This window comes from Ruegeria sp. O5, assembly GCF_056535105.1.
This window is the reverse complement of the sequence record NZ_JBQERN010000008.1, coordinates 122,074-138,644: the sequence shown is the minus strand read 5'-3', so window position 1 is coordinate 138,644 and position 16,571 is coordinate 122,074. Positions and strand designations below refer to the sequence as shown.

Below are 16,571 nucleotides of genomic sequence, written 5' to 3'. Positions count from 1 at the left end.
AAGACCTGTACCAGAAAAGAGAGAATTGCACCGAAGAGGGATTCGAATGCAAACCCACGATCATCTGTTCACAGATCTGCACGCCGCGACCATGGTTGGTGCGGATGCATACGGATTGATCGAAGACGCGGCGATTGTCGTGCGTGGGGACCGGATCGCGTGGGTCGGTCCGAAGACGCAGTTGCCGGAAGAATACGCGACATTCTCTCAAACTTCGCTGGACGGGCGGCTGGTGACGCCGGCTCTGATCGATTGCCATACCCATGTAGTGCATGGCGGCCACCGCGCGGCTGAGTTTGAGATGCGCCTTAACGGTGCCAGCTATGAAGAGGTGGCCCGCGCGGGTGGTGGGATTATTTCGACCGTGAAAGCCACGCGTGCGGCCAGTAAAGAGGATTTGATTGCGCAGGCCCTGCCGCGCGTGGACGCGATGATCGCCGAAGGGGTCTCGGTGATCGAGGTCAAATCGGGCTATGGGCTTGATCGTGAAACTGAGCTGACCATGCTGCGCGCCGCGCGGGCCCTGCAGGAAAGCCGCCCGGTGCGCATTATAACTAGCTTTCTGGGCGCTCATGCTGTGCCCGCCGAGTATAAAGACCGGCCCGAGGCGTACATTGCAGAGATTTGCATTCCGACCCTCCGCGCGGCTCATGCCGAGGGTTTGGTTGATGCAGTGGACGCATTTTGCGAAGGGATTGCCTTCCTGCCCGACCAACTGGTGCCACTGTTTGACGTTGCCAAGGAACTAGGACTGCCGGTCAAATTGCATGCCGAACAACTGTCCAACCTGGGTGGTGCGAAACTTGCTGCAAGCTTTGGTGCGCTGTCTGCCGACCATATCGAGTATCTGGACGAAAGCGGTGTCAAAGCCATGGAAGTGGCAGGCACGGTGGCCGTGATACTGCCCGGGGCTTTCTACACCCTGCGCGAGACGCAACAACCGCCAATTGATTTGCTACGCAAGTACGACGTGCCAATGGCCCTTGCGACCGACTGCAATCCGGGCTCGGCTCCGATGACATCACTTTTGCTTGCGATGAACATGGGATGCACCTTGTTTCGAATGACCCCCGAGGAAGCGTTGAAAGGTGTCACTGTGAATGCCGCGCGTGCACTGGGCCTGAGAGACTGCGGCAGGATCGTTCAGGGCCTGCGGGCGGATCTGGCTGTCTGGAATGTCACTCACCCGGCCGAGCTTGCCTACCGCATCGGTTTTAATCCCCTTCACGCCCGCATATTCGGAGGCGCATTTTGACCACTCTGACGTTAACTCCCGGCGCTGTCTCTCTGGCGCAGCTGGAACAGGTATTCCGCCAGGAATGCGCCGTTCGGCTGGACCCGGATTGCAGGCCTGCGATAGCCGCGGCACACGCTCGCATCATTGAGGCGGCGACTGGCGAAGCCGCCGTTTACGGGGTCAATACGGGCTTTGGAAAACTGGCAAGCGTCAAGATCGCGGCCGAGGATACCGCGACGCTGCAACGCAACCTGATCCTGTCCCATTGCTGTGGCGTCGGACCAGCGATCCCGCGTGCTGTTGCGCGGCTCATGATGGCACTCAAACTGCTCAGCCTCGGACGTGGCGCGTCGGGTGTGCGGCTGGAACTGATTGACCTGCTGGAAGCGATGCTTGGCGCAGGGGTGACACCGGTAATCCCGGCACAGGGGTCTGTTGGTGCTTCGGGCGATCTGGCACCGCTGTCGCACATGGCAGCCGTCATGATGGGCGAGGGTGAGGCCGAGTTTGGCGGCACCCTCATGTCTGGCGGCGACGCGCTGGCAGCGGCAGGTTTGACCCCGGTCGAACTTGGCCCCAAGGAAGGTCTGGCGCTGATCAACGGCACTCAGTTTTCTACGGCGTTTGCGCTGGCGGGGCTTTTCGGCGCTTGGCGGGCGGCGCAAAGCGCTTTGGTCACTTCAGCCCTGACAACTGATGCGATTATGGGGTCTACCGCGCCTTTGCAGCCCGAAATTCACGCCTTGCGTGGTCACCGGGGCCAGATCGAAGCGGGCGCAACCATGCGCGCGCTACTGGCTGGGTCGGTCATTCGCGAAAGCCATCGGGACGGTGATACGCGGGTTCAGGACCCGTACTGCATCCGCTGCCAGCCGCAGGTTGTTGGTGCCGCGATGGATGTGCTGCGTCAGGCTTCGGTGACACTGGAAACCGAAGCCAACGCCGCCACCGATAACCCTCTGGTTCTGGCCGAGGCCGGGTTGATCGTATCAGGCGGAAACTTTCATGCAGAACCGGTCGGGTTTGCCGCCGACATGATTGCTCTGGCAGTGGCCGAGATCGGGGCGATTGCGCAGCGACGCATCGCGCTGATCGTCGATCCGGTGCTCAGCTTTGATTTGCCTCCGTTTTTGACACCCAACCCCGGTTTGAACTCTGGCCTGATGATTGCCGAAGTCACGACAGCCGCACTGATGAGCGAAAACAAGCATCTGGCCAATCCTTGCGTCACGGATTCAACACCGACTTCGGCCAATCAGGAAGATCACGTGTCAATGGCCGCCCATGGCGCACGGCGGCTGGGGCAAATGGTGACCAATCTGGAACGTATCCTGGGGGTCGAGTTGCTGTGCGCAACGCAAGGGGTTGAATATCGCGCGCCGCTGCCAACCAGTGAAAGCCTTCAAAGTGTCATGGCGCGTCTGCGTTCTGTTGTACCGGCGTTGGAAGATGACAGGTACATGGCAAATGACATCGAAGCAGCCTCGGCCCTTATTGCAAGCGGTGAGATTTCCGATGGCGCTGGTGTCGCCATGCCGGAGCTTGGCGCATGACTGATCCAGTCGAAGTAGTTCAGGGCGATAGTCCAATTGTTTTGGGGCTGCCTCACACGGGCACCTATGTGCCTGCGGCGATTGATGCCAAACTGAATGCACAGGGTCGGGCGCTGGCAGATACGGATTGGCACATCCACATGCTTTACGACGGGCTTTTGCCCGGTGCTACCACGGTCCGGGCCACCTTTCATCGCTATGTGATCGACGCCAACCGTGACCCGAGCGGTACTTCCCTTTACCCTGGCCAGAACACGACGACCCTGGTGCCGCTGACGGATTTCGACGGGCAGGACATCTGGGACATCCCTCCAACTGAAAAAGATATCATTGAACGGCGTGACGCATTTCATGCGCCATATCACGCCGCTTTGCTGGCCGAACTGGAGAGGGTGAAGGCGATCCATGGCATCGCTGTGCTGTATGATTGCCACTCAATCCGCAGCCGCATTCCTTTTCTGTTCGACGGCGTATTGCCCGACATGAACATTGGCACAAATAACGGGATGACCTGTGCATTGGAAATCGAAACAATTGCACATGAGTTCGCCTCTTCATCCCCTTACAGCACCGTTTTGAACGGGCGCTTCAAAGGCGGGTGGACGACACGCCACTACGGACATCCGGATAACTGTATTCACGCGATCCAGATGGAGCTGGCGCAGTCGACCTACCTGACCTCAGAAATGCCGCCCTGGACTTTTGACACCGCCAAAGCCAACCGTCTCCGCCGTTGGTTGAAAGACATTCTAGACGTCCTCAATGACACAGCATTGGAGCTTGCCCGATGACCGATCCTCGCAAAAACACCCGTGACATCTTTCCGCCCACCGGACCAGAACTGAACGCCAAAAGCTGGATGACCGAGGCGCCATTGCGGATGATGATGAACAACCTGCATCCGGACGTGGCCGAAAACCCGCATGAGCTGGTGGTCTATGGCGGGATTGGCCGCGCGGCGCGGACGTGGAAGGATTTTGACACCATCGTTGCCAGCCTGAAGGATCTGGAAGAGGATGAAACGCTGATCGTCCAGTCCGGCAAGCCGGTTGCCATTGTTCGCACCCATAGCGATGCACCCCGCGTATTGATCGCTAACTCGAACCTTGTGCCGCACTGGGCCAATTGGGACCACTTCAACGAGCTCGATAAGAAAGGTCTGATGATGTACGGCCAGATGACCGCTGGCTCGTGGATCTATATCGGTACACAGGGCATCGTGCAGGGCACTTATGAAACATTTGCCGAGGCCGGGCGTCAGCATTATGGCGGCGACCTGACAGGTAAGTGGATCCTGACCGGGGGACTGGGTGGAATGGGCGGCGCGCAGCCTCTGGCCGCTGTCTTTGCAGGGGCTTGTTGTCTGGCCGTGGAATGCAACCCGGACAGCATCGACTTTCGCTTGCGTACAAAATACCTGGACGAAAAAGCCGAGACGCTGGACGAAGCGCTGGCAATGATTGATCGCTGGACTAGGGCGGGCGAAGCGAAATCCGTTGGTTTGTTGGGGAATGCCGCTGAAATCTTCCCGGAAATCTACGCCCGGATGCAAGCTGGCGGGATGCGCCCCGATATTGTCACGGATCAGACCAGCGCCCACGATCCGGTAAATGGCTACCTGCCGCTTGGTTGGACCATGGCGCAATGGAAAGACAAGCGCGAAAGTGACCCGAAGGCGGTCGAAAAGGCTGCACGTGCTTCGATGAAGCAGCACGTCGCTGCAATGGTGGACTTCTGGAACGCGGGCGTGCCGACGTTAGATTACGGTAACAACATCCGACAGGTGGCGCAGGATGAAGGGTTGGAGAACGCTTTTGCCTTCCCCGGCTTCGTGCCTGCCTATATTCGCCCGCTGTTTTGTCGCGGTATCGGACCCTTCCGCTGGTGCGCGTTGTCCGGAGACCCTGAAGATATCTACAAGACTGACGCCAAGATGAAGGAACTGTTCCCCGACAATACCCATCTGCACAACTGGTTGGACATGGCGCAGGAGCGTATTGAATTTCAGGGCTTGCCGGCGCGGATTTGTTGGATTGGGCTAGGAGATCGCCACAAGGCTGGGCTGGCGTTCAACGAGATGGTTAGAAACGGCGAATTGAAAGCTCCGGTCGTCATCGGTCGAGACCATCTCGACAGTGGTTCTGTCGCTTCCCCCAACCGCGAGACCGAGGCGATGAGGGACGGTTCGGACGCTGTTTCGGACTGGCCGCTGCTAAATGCGCTTGTCAATACGGCCTCGGGTGCAACGTGGGTTTCGCTGCATCATGGCGGCGGGGTTGGTATGGGCTTCAGCCAGCATGCAGGCGTCGTAATCTGCGCAGACGGAACCGATGCCGCCGCCAAGCGGCTGGAACGGGTGCTCTGGAATGATCCCGCGTCAGGTGTCTGGCGTCATGCGGATGCCGGGTACGAGGATGCAAAAGCCTGCGCTCGTGAACATGGTCTGCGATTGCCGGGCATTTTGGGCTGATTACCACGCGAACCTTTGTTTTGTCGGTTTGCCTTAGCGCTAACGTCACATTTTCCGGTTTCGAACCGGTACTGTTTCCGCTAGGGCTAAGCCGTTCAACAGCCCCGAGGGGTTGAAGGCAACTGACAAAGGTGGCTACCCGTTGCTCGATATTGCACATGTCCGCTCGGTGATTTCGGACGTTTATGACCTTGCTCCATCGGCCACTCTGGCCAATGAGATGAAAGACACGTTTGCCCGCATGGATCGTGTGGTCAGCCCACCAGATTGGGCAATCTACGCGCCATACGTGCGGGCCATCAATACGCTCAAGAAAGAGCGTAACGCAGTGATCCTTGGGCACAATTACATGACACCCGAGATTTTTCATGGCGTGTCCGATTTCGTTGGAGACAGTTTACAGCTTGCGATCAAGGCCAGTGAGGTCGAAGAAGATGTGATCGTTCAGGCCGGTGTTCATTTCATGGCCGAGACATCGAAAATCCTCAGCCCTCAGAAGACTGTTCTGATGCCCGACATGGAAGCCGGTTGTTCATTGGCAGAATCGATCACCGCTGAGGGAATCGACGAAATGCGTGCCAAATACCCCGGCGCGCCGGTTGTGTCCTATGTAAACACCACTGCCGAGGTTAAAGCAGCCTCGGATATCTGCTGCACCTCTTCGAACGCACTTCAGATCGTGAACGCCATGGAAAGTGATACGGTCATCATGACACCGGATCAGTATCTGGCGCAGAATGTTGCCAATCAAAGCCACAAGAACGTGGTGTATTGGCCTGGCTCTTGCATCGTGCACGAACAATACACGGCACAGGACCTGCGCGACTTCCGAGAATGGAACCCGGGAACACGGCTGATTGCGCATCCTGAATGCCCGCCGGATGTGGTGGCCGAGGCAGACTATTCCGGCTCGACCAGCGGCATCATCAAATACGTGCATGATGAAAAGCCGAAAAAGGCGATGCTGATCACCGAGTGTTCGATGGCATCCAACATTGCCGATGAATTGCCCGAGGTCGAATTTGTCGGGCCATGCAACATGTGCCCGTATATGAAGAAGATCACGCTTGAAAAAATCCTCTACGCCCTGCACACGATGGAAGGGCAGGTCGAGGTAGCCGAAGATGTGGCTGAAAAGGCGCGCAAATCCGTACAGGCGATGATCGATCTGTCCCGCAAGCTCGGCATTTGATCTGAAATGACCAAAGTCACCACGGATCGCGTTATTATTGTGGGGGCTGGCATTGGTGCGCTTTATGCAGCACTAAAGCTCGCGCCGCGGGCAGTGGTTGTGATTTCACCGGATGTTTTGGGTGAAGGTGCTAGTTCCTCTTGGGCACAAGGCGGTGTGGCCGCAGCAATGGATTTGTCTGACAGCCCGGAAAGCCACAGCCTGGACACCGTCAAGGCTGGCGCGGGCATAGTCGTTCCGGCTGTTGCTGATCTGGTCACACGCGAGGCGCGGCAATATATCTTCGACCTGACGACATTGGGCACGCCATTCGATCGCACCAAGGATGGCAGTTATGTGTTGTCACGCGAAGCGGCGCATAGCTTCGCACGTGTCGTACGGGTGAAAGGGGATCAGGCAGGTAGTGAAATCATGGCTGCCCTGATCGAACGGGTGCATGAAACGCCTTCGGTTCAGGTGTTGGAAGGTGTCCTTGCTACGGCGCTGGACGTATCAAACGGTCGGGTGACTGGCGTCACGGTTCAGGACGCATCCGAAACAGAGTCCGAGCCCGTAACGCTATGTGGGCCTGCCGTATTGCTTGCCGGGGGTGGCTCTGGCGGGCTGTATGCCTTGACGACCAATCCGGCACGCATTCGCGGGCAAGTCATCGGGATGGCCGCGCGTGCTGGTGCACTTATTGCTGACGCCGAATTCGTTCAGTTTCATCCGACGGCAATGGATGTTGGTGAAGATCCGGCTCCGCTGGCAACCGAGGCGTTGCGCGGCGAAGGGGCAACCCTGATCAACAATAAGGGTGAGCGGTTCATGTTATCCGTCCACCCGGACGCAGAACTCGCCCCGCGAGACATTGTTGCGCGTGCGATTTTTGCCGAAGTGCAGGCAGGCAACCGACCCATGCTGGACACCCGCACCGCATTGGGCTCGAAGATAACGGACTTGTTCCCGGCAGTTGCTGAATACTGCGCGCGCAACGGTATCGACCCGGTCAACGAACCGATCCCGGTCGCACCGGCAGCGCATTATCACATGGGTGGTATTGCCACCGACACTGACGGTCGCGCGACACTTGACGGGCTTTGGGTCTGCGGCGAGGCATCTTCGACCGGCCTTCACGGCGCCAACCGGCTGGCCTCGAACGGGCTGCTTGAGGCGCTTGTCTTTGCGCGCATCTGCGCCGAAAGCATCGGGGCTTCCGTTCCGGTGGTGTCAAATGCCGACCCCGTTACATTGCAGTTTGTCCATGTGGTGACTCCAGACACGACAAGGGCTATCCAGGAGTTGCGCGAAACCATGACGCGCGACGTTGGTGTTGTCCGGGACCGGACGGGCCTAATCCGTGCTCTGCAAACTATTGCGCAGTTGGAGGCGCAGCACGATGCCTGCCCGTCATTTTGCAACATGTGTGCCACCGCGACCCTGATCGCTGCTGCTGCTTTGCACCGTGAAGAAAGCCGCGGTGCACACAAGCGATCCGATTTTCCAAAAGCCAATGATGGGCCCGGAGAGCGGTCCCGGATGTATTTGTCCGAAGCAATGAGCATTCGGGCCAAAGCCTGCGAGGAACTGTCATGACAAATGCGATTCTGCCAGATCTGATCCTGGAACCCATGGTTCGCGCTGCGCTGATGGAGGATCTGGGAAGCTACGGTGATGTGACAACCCGCGCCGTGATCCCACAGGAAACAACCTATACTGCCAGACTGAACGCGCGCGAAAACGCCGTCGTGTCGGGGATGCAGGTCGCCGCAATCGCGTTCCGGCTTGTGGACCCGTCGCTTGAGGTTGACGTGCGGATCAAGGATGGTTCGCGTTGCGTACGCGGTGATACACTGATGACCATCAAGGGCTCTGCCGCATCGATCCTGTCCGGCGAACGCGTCGCTCTGAACTTTGCCGGACGCCTGACGGGTATTGCCACAATGACAGCCGCATTTGTGGAGCAGACCAACGGCACTACGGCCCGCATGACCTGCACGCGCAAAACCACGCCAGGCCTGCGCATCGTGGAAAAACAGGCCGTGCTGCACGGTGGCGGTTTCAACCACCGCTATTCCTTATCAGATGCGATCCTGATCAAGGACAACCACATTGCTGCGGCAGGTGGCATTCGGCAGGTCCTTGAAGCCGCCAAGGCACAGGCCAGTCACATGATGGCGGTCGAGATTGAAGTTGATCGACTGGACCAGCTTGCCGAAGTGCTGGACGTTGGCGGTGCTTCAGTGGTTCTGCTGGACAACATGGACAATGACATGCTGCGCGAAGCGGTTGCCATGGTGGGCGGGCGGTTGAAGACCGAAGCCAGCGGCAATGTAACGTTGGAACGGGTCGCATCAATTGCGGCGACAGGGGTGGATTACATCTCGTCCGGTGCCTTGACGCATTCCGCCCGCACCGTCGATCTGGGGCTCGATTTCTGAAGGCGCGGCATTTCCGCTTGATTTATGATCGTTTGCGCCAACACAGTTGCGTATTCAAGTTTTATCGATAATAAATCCACAGCAACGCAAGCTGCAGAAAGTTTTATAGATAAAATGATCATCCCACACTCCGGCTGGACCCGTAAAACTGCGCAAGCTATTCACGATCTTCCGTTGATGGATCTTTTGTTTCGTGCGCAGACCGTGCATCGCGAAAACTTTGATCCGAACCAGATCCAGACCTCGAAGCTATTGTCGATCAAGACTGGTGGCTGCGCCGAGGATTGCGCCTATTGCTCGCAATCAGCCCGCAATGGATCAACCTTGCCCGCGTCGAAGCTGATCGAGGTTCAGCGCGTTCTTACCGAGGCCAAGAAAGCTCGCGATGGCGGCGCGACCCGGTTTTGCATGGGGGCGGCGTGGCGCGAGCCAAAGGCGCGTGACATGGATGCGCTGGTCGCGATGGTCGAGGGCGTCAAGGAACTGGGTATGGAAACCTGCATGACGCTGGGTATGCTCGACGACACCCAGGTGGTGCAGCTGCGCGATGCCGGTTTGGACTATTACAATCACAACATCGACACCTCGGAACGCTATTACTCCGAAGTCATCACCACCCGTACTTTTGCGGATCGGATTGACACGATGAACCGGGTGCAGGAAGCCGGGATCAAGGTTTGCTCGGGCGGCATTCTGGGGATGGGTGAACATACTGGCGACCGTATCGACATGTTGCTGACATTGGCCAACATGACGCCTCCGCCGGACTCGGTGCCGATCAATATGTTGATGCCGCAGGCCGATACCCCGCTTGCCGACGCCGAGCCGATCGATCCGATCGACTTTGTGCGGATCATTGCAACGGCCCGCATTCTGATGCCCAAGTCCTATGTGCGGCTTTCGGCCGGACGCAGCGACATGAGTGACGAGATGCAGGCGATGTGCTTTTTCGCCGGTGCCAACTCGATCTTTGTTGGCGAAACGCTACTGACAGCAGAAAACCCCGAAGAAGACACCGACGCGGTCCTGTTTGCCAAACTTGGCCTGCAAGCTGAAAAAGCCGAAACGCGAAACTGCACGGAAGCTGCCGAATGAAAGCAGTCAACCGACTGGAATCGATGCTTGATGCGCTTCAAGCCCGGCACCGCCGCCGGGCCTTGATCCCGACGCAAGGGCTGGATTTCGCGTCGAATGACTATCTGGGTCTTGCCGGATCTCAAGTGTTACAACGTGCGGCACATGATGCGCTGTCGCGGGGTGTGCCTGTAGGTTCGGGAGGTTCACGTCTGTTGCGGGGCAACCACCCTGAACATGAAGCGCTGGAGCGGGAAGCGGCCGCATTCTTTGAGGCTGAGGCCGCGCTGTTCATGGGAGGCGGGTTCCAGGCCAATCAGGCAATCTTCTCCACGTTGCCAGCGGCTGAGGATTTGGTCCTTTATGACGCCCTGGTTCACGCGAGCGCCCATGAAGGTATGCGGTCCAGCCGGGCAGACCTGCGTGCCTTCCGTCACAATGATGTTGCGGATGCACGCAACGTATTGCGCGACTGGCAATCTGCAGGCGGTTCGGGTCAGGTCTGGATTGCCGTCGAAAGCGTGTATTCGATGGAAGGTGATCTGGCGCCGCTGGAAGACTTGTCCGTACTTGCGCGCGAAACTGACGCGGTTTTGGTTGTTGATGAGGCCCACGCCACCGGTGTTTTTGGACAACGAGGCAGGGGGCTTGCGCATGACCTGAACGCTGATCTGCTGACATTGCATACCTGTGGTAAAGGGCTTGGTGTTTCAGGTGGGCTGATCTGCGGTCCGCGCGTAATGATAGATACCCTAATCAACCGCGCTCGTCCCTTCATCTTTGCGACCGCTCCGTCGCCTTTGAACGCTTCTCTGGTTCGTGCTGCGCTACGGGAACTGGCCGAGGATGTCAGCCTGGTTGAAGGCGCGCACAAACGTATGCGTCATGCCCATGACGCCGCACGGGAACTGGGGTTGCCCGCAGCCGCGTTGAACAGCCAGATCATCCCGGTTGTACTGGGAGATGACGAGCGCACAATGGCGATGGCGGCTACTTTGCAGCAGCAGGGTTTTGACGTTCGGGGCATCCGCCCGCCCACTGTCCCAAAAGGCACATCCCGGTTGCGCATCTCGATTACCGGAAATGTCACCCTTCAGGATATCTCGGCCTTGTTCACAACTATCTCAATCTGTCAGTCGGAGGCCGCATGAGCGCGCTGATCGTTACCGGAACCGACACAGGTGTTGGAAAAACCGTGTTTTCAGCAGGTCTGGCGGCAGCGTTGCAGGCCCAGTACTGGAAACCTGTTCAGTCTGGTCTTGAGGATGTTACAGACACTGAAACCGTCAGCGCGCTGAGCGGTGCCGAGGTCCTGCCCGAAGCGTACCGGCTGAACATGCCCGCCTCACCGCATCTGTCTGCCGAAGACATGGGCGTTGAGATTGACCTCTCGCGTCTTGAAATTCCGAAAGTGGACGGGCCTCTGGTTGTCGAAGGGGCAGGGGGCCTTATGGTGCCACTGAACCGCCAGTCCTTCTTTCTGGACGTGATTGCCGGATGGCAGGCTCCGGTTGTTCTTGTAGCGCGCACCGCCTTGGGAACGATCAACCACACCACATTGTCCCTAATGGCGCTTCGGGCTGCTGGCTGCGAGGTTGTCGGCGTCGCATTCGTGGGTGACCCCGTGCCGGACGTAGAGCAAACCATCGTCGAGATGTGTAAAGTGCATCATCTGGGACGCCTGCCATTTCTGAGCGACCTGACACCGCAGCGCCTGAACAGCGCATTTTCGGCAATCGATGTGGCGACCATTCGGAGGTTCCTGTGACCCCGTTGGAATTTGATGCGCGCCATCTGTGGCACCCTTATACACATGTGCTTGAACCCGGCCCGATGCACCTGATTACCGGGGCAGAAGGTGTCTGGCTGACGCGTGCTGATGGCATCAGAATGATCGACGCAATGTCGTCCTGGTGGTGTACGGTGCATGGGCACAGGCACCCGGCCATCATCGATGCGATGCAAAAGCAGCTGAATACACTGCCGCATGTGATGTTTGGCGGTCTGACCCACGAACCCGCCGTGGAACTCGGGCGCAGGTTGGTCGACCTTCTGCCAGATGGCCTGGATCGCATTTTCTACAGCGACAGCGGCTCGGTCGCGATTGAAGTCGCGTTGAAGATGGCAGTCCAGTACCAGATTGCCAAAGGCCGGGGCGAACGGTCTGAATTTGCCACGATCCGGGGTGGCTATCATGGCGACACATGGAAAGCGATGAGCGTTTGTGATCCCGTCAACGGGATGCATGGTCTGTTTCGCGGTGTGTTGTCGATCCAGCACTTTCTGCCACGCCCCCACATCCAGTTCGGTGATGAGTGGTTCGACGACCCTTCCGAGAACGGGTTGGAGGCGCTAGAGGCGTTGCTGAACGACAAAGGCAACAGGATTGCCGCACTGATCCTTGAACCGGTGGTGCAGGGCGCAGGTGGGATGTATTTCTATCACCCCGCCTGGTTACGCGGGGCGCGTGCCTTGTGTGATGCGCATGACGTTTTGCTGATCTTCGATGAAATCGCGACCGGTTTCGGACGCAGCGGCGAGATGTTTGCAATGGATCACGCCGGGGTAGTTCCGGATATCCTGTGTCTTGGCAAGGCGCTGACCGGTGGGCATATCACTTTGGCCGCCACTATCGCGACCGAGGCTGTCGCGCGTGGGATCGGGGAAAGTGAGGCCGGAGTTTTGATGCACGGTCCCACCTACATGGCCAACCCTTTGGCTTGTTCGGCAGGGGTGGCGAGCCTTGACCAGTTGCAACAGCGAAACTGGAAGCAGGAAGTTGCATCAATCTCGCAGCAGATGAAGGTCGAACTCGCCCCCGCGCGCAATCTGCCCGGTGTTGCAGATGTGCGCGTGCTTGGCGCAATCGGCGTCATCGAGATGGAAGAGCGGGTCGACCCCTCCATCGCACATGGATTGGCTGCGGAAACCGGTGTTTGGCTGCGCCCGTTTGCTCGCAATATTTATTGCATGCCCCCCTATGTCATTTCACCTGACGAACTGAGCAGGGTAACGTCTGCGATGCTTGCTCTGGTTGGGGGACACAAATGAAAAGCCGTTGGCTGGCGCGATCAGGTGACAGTACTCTGACCCTTGTGTTCGGTGGATGGGCATTGGGCGATGCTCCGTTCCGGGGTCTTGCGGGGGGCGGGAATATCCTGTTGGTGGAAGGTTACACCAGCCTCGATGATCCCCTGCCTGATCTCGCCCGTTTCGATCACATAGATATGCTGGCCTTTTCCTTCGGTGTCGCGTCGGCCGCGCATTGGCTGGCGTGCTCGGGGTTTCGTCCCGACCGTTTGATCGCCATCAGCGGCACTTTGCACCCGGCGTGCCCGGAACGTGGCATTGCGCCTGACATGATCATGGCAACAGCGGCTCAGCTTTCCGAGCGCAGCTTCGCCAAGTTCTGCCGCCGTGCGGGGTTGCCAGGTGAGCCCCCGGAACTGGACATCGCAGCGGCGCAACAGGAGCTATTTGCCGTGATCCAACGTGGGTCTGCCCCTGATCCGGGTTTTGACAGGGTGTGGATACCCACAAACGACCGGATCATTCCGACAGCGGCCCAAGAAACGGCATGGGCCTCAACCTCGGCCCGAGTCGAGCATGTTGCGGGGCCGCACGTACCATTCCTACCGGAGCAAAGTTGGGCGAGTTGGGTATCATGACAGCGCAACTGGCAGACAGGGTGCAGCGGAGCTTTAGCAGAAGCTTTCAAACCTACCACGACACGGCAAATCAGCAAGCCTGGGTCGCAGGCAAGCTGGTCTCCGAACTGCGTCGTGCCAGAGCCCCGGGCCGTTTTGAAACTGTCTTCGAGTTGGGATGTGGCACAGGGCATCTGACCCGTCTGATGCGACAAAACTTTCACCTGCCAAACCTCATATTGAACGACATCGCGCCGCAGGCTCAGGCAACGGCGGATGCGGAACAGGCGACGTTCATTGCCGGTGATGCGCGTGAAGTTCACTGGCCTTCCCGGATTGATCTGATCGCCTCGGCTTCGATGATCCAATGGATGGAAAGCCCACTTCAGTTGCTTCACAAAGCGATGGACGCGCTTGAGCCCGGCGGGTGGTTGGCGGTTTCGGGTTTTGGCCCTCAGCAATATCAAGAGCTTAGTCAGATTGGATCAACTGCCCGTGCACCGGGACTTACTACGCCGACTGCTCTTGCCGCTGCTGTCGACGGCCCGATGCAGATATTGGCCGTTGGTGAAAGCCTGAAGCAAACCTATTTCGATACGCCCCGCGAGGTACTTAGGTATTTGCGAAGAACAGGTGTAAACGGCAGGGCGCAAGGGATATGGACCAAGTCCACGCTGGCTCGGTTCGAAAAAGAATACGCTAAGGAGTTCGGCACGGATCGCGGGGTCTCACTGACATATCATCCCGTGTGGATCATTGCCCGGAAGCGATAGGTGGTAATTCTGCCGTGGTTTAACATAGTTTGTGCGACTGCCAGACGGTCGCAATCTCCGCAGCCACGGCCCTCGGCCTTGAAGCGATTGTCACCAGTTCGTTTTTTCGGGTTTATGCAGGCAATCAAATCTCATGTGCCCAGGGCGGTTCTGCCCCGGCGCGTGATACTGTTACGGCGGCAACAGTTGCGCCCAACGCCATGGCTGCCCGCAAGCTTTCAGAGGTCAGATTGCGCAGCCCCTGCTTTGTCAAATGCCCTGCGCGGCTGAGTTCAGTCAGAACACCAGCGTTAAACGTGTCGCCCGCGCCTATTGTGTCGACAACCTGAACAGGTTTCACAGGAACCGAAACCTTGGATCCGTCGGCCAGGTACCCATTCGCCCCGTCGCCACCCCTGGTCACGATGAGGGCTGACGGACCGGTCTGCAATAAAAGGGACGCTTTGGCGGCCTCGGGTTCGGCTCCAGGGATGATCCAGTCAAGATCTTCGTCTGAAACCTTCACAATATCGGACTGCGCAATCATGCGGTTCAGACGGGTTCGATACCGGGTCTGATCCTTGATGAAATCCGGTCGGATATTCGGATCCAACATCACTGCGCGATCCGCTCCGTGGCGGTTCAGAAGGGAGGCATAGGCATCCGCGCAGGGTTCACATGCCAGGCTGATACCCCCAAGATATAAGGCGGACACGGCTGTAAGCTGGTCCGGCATGTCCTCGGGTTGCAGCATTCGTCCAGCGGTGTTTTCATCAACAAAGCCGTAAGTGGCGTGACCGTCTTTTAGCTGTACGAACGCAAGGGTCGTGGGGCGGTCAGAGACGACCACATGTGACGTGTCAACATGGCTTGAAATCAGCGCCTTAGTAATTTGTTGGCCAAACATGTCAGACGACACACCGGTCAGCATTCCGACGGAAACACCCAGACGACCGACTGCGACCGCCGTGTTCAATATCGCCCCACCTGTGTGCGGTACAAATCCTTGTGCGCCCGACACTGTCGGCTCGGAAATCATGTCGATCAGGGCTTCACCACAGCACAGGATCATTTCGTAGTCCTTTTCAGATTATTTTGTCAGGAAGACCTGTTATCGCATCAAAGCGTTCTTGCAGAAATTGTTCGCCCCGATGATGCCGAATTCTGCTTGCTCGGACACATAAAGGTTCAATGAGCGGCGCAGTTCGCTGAAACGGCCACCGCCGTTGAACGCCTCTCTGAACTCATCACCGAATAACCAGCGGTTCTTTTCTGCGACACCGCCAACAAGAAATACTCCGCCTGCAGGCATCAGTGTGACGGCCATGTCGCCCATCAAAGCCCCCAGATGGGTGTTGAACATCCGAGCGGCCTGTACCGCGATGGGGTCAGAACGGTCGCGGGCATCAAGCAGAATGTCTTTCGCCGAGCGCGTTGGTGTCTGCATATGGCCTGCCGCCAGCCCGATCGCCTGATAGAGGATAGGCAAGCCCGTACCGCTCAGGAACATTTCAGCTTCCAGCGCGAGGCTGTCACCAAAAAAACACTCAGGCGCAATGCTGCGGGCTGCTTCAAAGATGTCAACTTCGTCGCGGTGACGCGGATACAGGCCCACATGCCCACCTTCGCCAGAGACTGTGTGATAGTGGCCCTCGGAAAACAGCAACGCCCCCACGCCAAGCCCTGTGCCGGGGCCCACCACCAATCGCGTGCCCGCGGGCGGTGTCGCGTGACCTTGCAAGACGGCAACGTCTTTTTGGGTTACTTCTGCCACCGACCACGCTGCAGCGGTGAAATCATTAATTACAAACGTATGACTGGCACCAGTGGCCTTTGCCAATTCGGCCTCGGACAGGTCCAGATTGGCATTTGTCAGCCGAATCGTGCCGTTCCGGACAGGGCCCGCACCCGCCGCCACGACCGCCTGTGGATTTGTTCCGATTTCATCCCTAAGCGCGTGAAACGCTTCCAGCAGATCTTCCAGTGTCCCCGTTGGGCGCTTGCGCAGGTCTGTCAGCTCTCCGTTCGTTACCACGCCCAGCCGCGTGTTGGTGCCCCCTATGTCAGCAACCAGATTCCAATGCTCATGCACTGCACTGGATGGTTGCGCTAACGGCTGAGAGACGTTCTGACCCCCGGAAAGGGCAGACTTGAGCGCCATGAAAGACGCTTTGGGTGTTCTCTCAAGCGTTTCAAAATTCACGTCCACCAGTCCAAACCTTTTTC

General features: G+C 58.1%; 15 protein-coding genes. 13 read left to right on the top strand and 2 right to left on the bottom strand.

Features of this window, described 5'->3' with window-relative positions; translation table 11 throughout:
- Nucleotides 1-46 precede the first annotated feature (46 nt).
- The 13 genes from hutI to ACR0M3_RS12275 all read left to right on the top strand — a co-directional run bounded on the left by hutI (nucleotide 47) and on the right by ACR0M3_RS12275 (nucleotide 14,366).
- Nucleotides 47-1,255: an imidazolonepropionase gene (gene hutI, locus ACR0M3_RS12335; protein ID WP_480483634.1), complete on the top strand. Its 1,209-nt coding sequence runs from the start codon at nucleotides 47-49 to the stop codon at nucleotides 1,253-1,255.
- Nucleotides 1,252-2,790 (top strand): histidine ammonia-lyase, encoded by a 1,539-nt coding sequence (gene hutH, locus ACR0M3_RS12330; RefSeq protein ID WP_480911028.1) that lies wholly within the window; start codon nucleotides 1,252-1,254, stop codon nucleotides 2,788-2,790. The genes hutI and hutH overlap by 4 nt, the downstream gene beginning before the upstream one ends.
- The gene (gene hutG, locus ACR0M3_RS12325; RefSeq protein WP_480911025.1) at nucleotides 2,787-3,581 is read left to right on the top strand and encodes an N-formylglutamate deformylase; all 795 of its coding nucleotides are present in this window, start codon (nucleotides 2,787-2,789) and stop codon (nucleotides 3,579-3,581) included. The genes hutH and hutG overlap by 4 nt, the downstream gene beginning before the upstream one ends.
- Nucleotides 3,578-5,260 (top strand): urocanate hydratase, encoded by a 1,683-nt coding sequence (gene hutU, locus ACR0M3_RS12320; RefSeq protein ID WP_480911022.1) that lies wholly within the window; start codon nucleotides 3,578-3,580, stop codon nucleotides 5,258-5,260. Before hutG ends, hutU begins: the two co-directional genes overlap by 4 nt.
- A gap of 142 nt (nucleotides 5,261-5,402) precedes the next feature.
- Entirely contained in the window at nucleotides 5,403-6,452 is a 1,050-nt protein-coding gene (gene nadA / locus ACR0M3_RS12315) for a quinolinate synthase NadA (RefSeq protein WP_480911019.1), read from the top strand.
- Nucleotides 6,453-6,458: 6 nt separating this feature from the next.
- Nucleotides 6,459-8,027, top strand: a complete 1,569-nt coding sequence (locus ACR0M3_RS12310) for an L-aspartate oxidase (RefSeq protein ID WP_480911016.1) — start codon at nucleotides 6,459-6,461, stop codon at nucleotides 8,025-8,027.
- Nucleotides 8,024-8,872 carry a carboxylating nicotinate-nucleotide diphosphorylase gene (gene nadC / locus ACR0M3_RS12305; RefSeq protein WP_480870433.1) on the top strand — a complete coding sequence of 283 codons (849 nt, stop codon included), beginning with the start codon at nucleotides 8,024-8,026 and terminating at the stop codon, nucleotides 8,870-8,872. The genes ACR0M3_RS12310 and nadC overlap by 4 nt, the downstream gene beginning before the upstream one ends.
- Before the next feature lie 114 nt (nucleotides 8,873-8,986).
- The gene (gene bioB, locus ACR0M3_RS12300) at nucleotides 8,987-9,967 is read left to right on the top strand and encodes a biotin synthase BioB (RefSeq protein WP_209507670.1); all 981 of its coding nucleotides are present in this window, start codon (nucleotides 8,987-8,989) and stop codon (nucleotides 9,965-9,967) included.
- Nucleotides 9,964-11,097: an 8-amino-7-oxononanoate synthase gene (locus ACR0M3_RS12295; protein WP_480899906.1), complete on the top strand. Its 1,134-nt coding sequence runs from the start codon at nucleotides 9,964-9,966 to the stop codon at nucleotides 11,095-11,097. The genes bioB and ACR0M3_RS12295 overlap by 4 nt, the downstream gene beginning before the upstream one ends.
- A complete protein-coding gene (gene bioD / locus ACR0M3_RS12290; protein ID WP_480899908.1) occupies nucleotides 11,094-11,714 on the top strand; it encodes a dethiobiotin synthase in 621 nt (206 codons plus the stop codon). Before ACR0M3_RS12295 ends, bioD begins: the two co-directional genes overlap by 4 nt.
- The gene (gene bioA / locus ACR0M3_RS12285; protein WP_480911012.1) at nucleotides 11,711-12,997 is read left to right on the top strand and encodes an adenosylmethionine--8-amino-7-oxononanoate transaminase; all 1,287 of its coding nucleotides are present in this window, start codon (nucleotides 11,711-11,713) and stop codon (nucleotides 12,995-12,997) included. Before bioD ends, bioA begins: the two co-directional genes overlap by 4 nt.
- Nucleotides 12,994-13,614, top strand: a complete 621-nt coding sequence (locus ACR0M3_RS12280) for a pimeloyl-ACP methyl esterase BioG family protein (RefSeq protein ID WP_480911009.1) — start codon at nucleotides 12,994-12,996, stop codon at nucleotides 13,612-13,614. Before bioA ends, ACR0M3_RS12280 begins: the two co-directional genes overlap by 4 nt.
- Nucleotides 13,611-14,366: a methyltransferase domain-containing protein gene (locus ACR0M3_RS12275; RefSeq protein ID WP_480911006.1), complete on the top strand. Its 756-nt coding sequence runs from the start codon at nucleotides 13,611-13,613 to the stop codon at nucleotides 14,364-14,366. The genes ACR0M3_RS12280 and ACR0M3_RS12275 overlap by 4 nt, the downstream gene beginning before the upstream one ends.
- Nucleotides 14,367-14,490: 124 nt before the next feature.
- Here ACR0M3_RS12275 and ACR0M3_RS12270 read toward each other — a convergent pair whose 3' ends face one another.
- Together ACR0M3_RS12270 and ACR0M3_RS12265 are read right to left on the bottom strand one after the other, a co-directional pair.
- Complete coding sequence (locus ACR0M3_RS12270) at nucleotides 14,491-15,417, bottom strand: carbohydrate kinase family protein (RefSeq protein ID WP_480911005.1); 927 nt, start codon at nucleotides 15,415-15,417, stop codon at nucleotides 14,491-14,493.
- A gap of 39 nt (nucleotides 15,418-15,456) precedes the next feature.
- Nucleotides 15,457-16,554 carry a glucokinase gene (locus ACR0M3_RS12265; RefSeq protein WP_480911002.1) on the bottom strand — a complete coding sequence of 366 codons (1,098 nt, stop codon included), beginning with the start codon at nucleotides 16,552-16,554 and terminating at the stop codon, nucleotides 15,457-15,459.
- Nucleotides 16,555-16,571 lie beyond the last annotated feature (17 nt).

What these genes read in the sequence shown, in the direction of transcription:
- ACR0M3_RS12280 (WP_480911009.1), top strand. Translation starts at nt 12,994, where the DNA reads ATGAAAAGCCGTTGGCTGGCGCGATCAGGTGACAGTACTCTGACCCTT.
- nadC (WP_480870433.1), top strand. Translation starts at nt 8,024, where the DNA reads ATGACAAATGCGATTCTGCCAGATCTGATCCTGGAACCCATGGTTCGC.
- bioB (WP_209507670.1), top strand. Translation starts at nt 8,987, where the DNA reads ATGATCATCCCACACTCCGGCTGGACCCGTAAAACTGCGCAAGCTATT.
- bioD (WP_480899908.1), top strand. Translation starts at nt 11,094, where the DNA reads ATGAGCGCGCTGATCGTTACCGGAACCGACACAGGTGTTGGAAAAACC.
- ACR0M3_RS12295 (WP_480899906.1), top strand. Translation starts at nt 9,964, where the DNA reads ATGAAAGCAGTCAACCGACTGGAATCGATGCTTGATGCGCTTCAAGCC.
- hutI (WP_480483634.1), top strand. Translation starts at nt 47, where the DNA reads ATGCAAACCCACGATCATCTGTTCACAGATCTGCACGCCGCGACCATG.
- hutU (WP_480911022.1), top strand. Translation starts at nt 3,578, where the DNA reads ATGACCGATCCTCGCAAAAACACCCGTGACATCTTTCCGCCCACCGGA.
- ACR0M3_RS12310 (WP_480911016.1), top strand. Translation starts at nt 6,459, where the DNA reads ATGACCAAAGTCACCACGGATCGCGTTATTATTGTGGGGGCTGGCATT.
- ACR0M3_RS12275 (WP_480911006.1), top strand. Translation starts at nt 13,611, where the DNA reads ATGACAGCGCAACTGGCAGACAGGGTGCAGCGGAGCTTTAGCAGAAGC.
- hutG (WP_480911025.1), top strand. Translation starts at nt 2,787, where the DNA reads ATGACTGATCCAGTCGAAGTAGTTCAGGGCGATAGTCCAATTGTTTTG.
- ACR0M3_RS12270 (WP_480911005.1), bottom strand. Translation starts at nt 15,417, where the DNA reads ATGATCCTGTGCTGTGGTGAAGCCCTGATCGACATGATTTCCGAGCCG.